This window comes from Chamaesiphon sp., from assembly GCF_041737865.1.
Lineage (GTDB): Bacteria > Cyanobacteriota > Cyanobacteriia > Cyanobacteriales > Chamaesiphonaceae > Chamaesiphon.
The window spans coordinates 1-3,294 of sequence record NZ_JBGSQZ010000251.1 but is presented as its reverse complement, the minus strand read 5'-3'; the positions used below and the strand labels follow the sequence as shown (position 1 = coordinate 3,294).

At 46.0% G+C, this 3,294-nt stretch carries 2 protein-coding genes; one reads left to right on the top strand and one right to left on the bottom strand.

The window, feature by feature from the left end; translation table 11 throughout:
• Positions 1–280: 280 nt before the first annotated feature.
• The gene (locus tag ACEW9J_RS18855; RefSeq protein ID WP_373546633.1) at positions 281–700 is read right to left on the bottom strand and encodes a hypothetical protein; all 420 of its coding nucleotides are present in this window, start codon (positions 698–700) and stop codon (positions 281–283) included.
• Positions 701–1,244: 544 nt separating this feature from the next.
• Between ACEW9J_RS18855 and ACEW9J_RS18850 the strand changes: the two genes are divergently transcribed.
• Positions 1,245–3,020, top strand: coding sequence for a tetratricopeptide repeat protein (locus ACEW9J_RS18850; protein ID WP_373546632.1), 1,776 nt, complete (start codon positions 1,245–1,247; stop codon positions 3,018–3,020).
• Positions 3,021–3,294: the final 274 nt, after the last annotated feature.

Sequence of the window (3,294 nt, the reverse complement as noted above, 5' to 3'; positions counted from 1 at the left end):
TAAGCTGTCAAACATTTAAAACACTCTTTTTGTCCTCTAGAACCTTTGCCGCAAGGGATTCAGTCAAAAAATTTAGATGTAAAACAGCTTATATCAATTAAAGCACTTAGCAATAACTTTTATCAAAGAGGACTAGTTTATTGGCTGGAAAAAATTAGCCAATATCGGATATGTTTCCTAACTAATTCCATTCGCCAAGAATTTGCACTGTAAAAACTAGAGTAGCATGAGGCACGGGTTTAGTGAACTTCTCCATTAGCTAATTTTAACTTGATGTTTACTAATGAGGTGCCATAAAAATAGCTAATAAAATTGTCAAAGAACAACTCATTGACAACAAAGTCAACCCCGTCAAAATAAAAATAGTTTTATTATTTTTTTTGACGATTCTTTGCAATTGCTCGATCGCTTGCTCGTGTTCGGCAAGATGATTAGTCTGCTTCACACACGCATCTGATAGTCTTTCAAGTAAATTAATACATTTTTCGGTTCGGGATTCTGTACCTTCATCTAACTTCGATACTGCTTGATGAACTTTTTCAATCATCTCGATCAGTTCATCCCTGATTGGACTATAGCCAAACCTTCGATTTGTCTCGCTCGATACCTCATAGTCAGGATCTTTTTGACTCGATTGTAAGTATTCTCTAAGCTTGTCTTCTGATATTTTGAATTCGTCTTGTGGTGAATTGTCTTCCATTTTAATTTTTTATAACTAAAGCTTGTCACCTTTAAATAATACCCACAGCCATCAGCACGCCCGTGTGAAATCAATAGTTTTCCACGCTTTCCCAACTGGGGCGCGACAAGTGGAGCACCTTTTTAAGACGGTGAATGGTGGATGGTGAATCATCATGTCTCTCGATTCTCGTTCCGTAAGCGCAAGGCGCAGGCGTTGCCAACGCGTAGCGGATCGTTCCGAGAAGAGGCTCTCGGTAACGAGTGGGAAGGGAGTAGCTATACCGATCCGTAAGATCGCTCTTATCGAGTATCCTCGCGATCGATGTCATCGTCAAGCCGATCGACATTGAGAACATCTCTGCGTCTTCTTTTATAGTTTCCCCTAAAGCCTAAAGCCTAAAGCCTAACTTCCGCAGGAAGTCTATTATCTACGATTGCCCTCAATTGTAGTGTAAATACTGAGCCGATCTCTCGATCGACCAGCTAAGATCGGTAAAACACTTCCGATCGGAGCTTTGAGAAGCGATCGTATTATATCTAAATTATTTTGAGGTACTCCGGTTATGTCGAAACCTTACTCTCCATCATCTGCTCCAGAGTTTGCCATCGCGCATGACTACTCAGATATTTTAGGGACATCGCTTCCACCTACCACACCGCCGAAAGTAGAGCCTAGCAGCATTGCCCCAGCCGATGGCGAAACAATTATCGATCCTTGGGCGAGTGACATTTCGATCGAGGATCGAGGTGCCAAGCAGATCGAGTTGCCGTCATTAGCAGTTGCAGATCCTTGGGTGAGCGATGCCGCCACCATCGCAACAAAACACCAGCCTACTCCGAGGGCTGTAGCCACACGACAAAGCCAGACAGCCGTAGCAATGGTTGATGAGCCGAGCGCAAGCTTACCCACTCTAGAGTCCCCTGCTAGTGCCGCAGCCATCGATCCAGATGCGCCCTCGATCACCGCCCAAGATTTGGCTCTAAAATATTGCGATCGCGGTAGCAAGTCACTAGCCGCCAAAAACTATGCACAGGCTCGATCTGCCTTCAAAATTGCGATCGAGTGGAACCCAAAACTCGCGATCGCACACAGTGGGATCGCTCAAGTTTGCCAATGCAGTCAAGATTATGAAGGTGCGCTAGTGGCATACGATCTAGCGATTGGGTGCGATCCTACCCAACTAGATTTTTATTACCAACGCGCTCTGATTAACAAGCAGCTCAAGAATTACTTCCAAGTTTTGGCTGATTGTAAATGGGTGCTCGAAGCAGATCCCGATCGTTCGCTAGTGCGCTGGCTGTATGCAGTTGCCCTAGTCAAGCTGGAAAACTATCAAGTCGCCCTACTCAACCTAGATCGGCACGTCGAGGACTATCCTCAAGATCCCAATGGTTACTGCTATCGGGGGATTTGTTACGAAAGATTGGAGCGACTACCACCAGCACTAGCTGATTTCGATCGGGCAATTGCCCTCCAGTCCAATCAATCCGTATTTCATCACGCACGCGGACGTACGCGGCAAAAATTGGGCGATCTTAACGGCGCACTAGCTGATTTTAACCTCACAATCGAGCACAAACCCCGCGCGGCAGTGTATGACGATCGCGCCGAAGTACATCGCTGTCTCGGAGATCGAGCAGCAGCTCTGGAAGATTGCGATCGGGCGATTAGCCTCAAACCTAAATTTATCGAGGCGTATTTTCGCAGGGCATTAACTCATGCCGAACTTGGCAATTTAGAACTAGCATTATTAGATTGCCACAGCACGATCGATCTCGATCCACAACATATCAATGCTCATATTCAGCGGAGTTGGATCTATTTTCGCAAAACCGACTATCGCCGCGCTCAACAGGATTGTCAGACTGTCAAAGGGCTAAACAAATCTTGCTTTTGGGCGAGTTATATGTCAGGTGTGATTAACAGTTTATCTGGCTTGAAACATAATGCCATCAAGAATTTTAGTAAGGCGATCGAAATTTCGCCCAATTACGTTTCCGCTCGATATCATCGGGGCATAGTCTATCACGAACTCGGCGATATCCCCAAAGCGATGGCCGACTTCAACCAAGCTCGATCGATTCAGGATCGAGGACTAGAGCGACTGCTCGATCGAGATGAGACTGGATTTTATGCTGAGGGTTTGGCACTCTATCACATGGGACAATCAGAAGCAGCCCGCACGGTGCTAATTTTGGGCGCATTGTCTGCCAAACGCTTTAATAATCCCAGCTTTCATCAACTGATGCTAGCCAAGATCGAGGATTTGGGACTAGCTTCAGGAGAACTTGCCAGCAGTGCCTCAAATTCTTGTCCCATCAACCCAAAAAAGCAGTAAACAGTTGACAGTTGACAGCGATTCGCGCTCCTCGGCTCTGCCGAGGGTTTAGCGAATCAAGACAGCGAAGTTGTTAAAGGGGATTAAACTCCCCACTAATAACTATCGCACCTCTAGGCAACTAGGCGGGTGCCCCGATTCGTGACAAGTTAAGGCGCAAGTGCAGTTGTCAAGCAGGGTTGAGCGGATGGCTCAAAAAAGAATGACCCTTCCCTGTTCACTCGATCTGGGAAGGGATCGATAATCAATTTCTTGAATGGCTTTCGGATAGATT

Bases quoted from the DNA above. Each gene is read 5' to 3' on its own strand.
- ACEW9J_RS18855 (WP_373546633.1), bottom strand. From the start codon at position 700: ATGGAAGACAATTCACCACAAGACGAATTCAAAATATCAGAAGACAAG.
- ACEW9J_RS18850 (WP_373546632.1), top strand. From the start codon at position 1,245: ATGTCGAAACCTTACTCTCCATCATCTGCTCCAGAGTTTGCCATCGCG.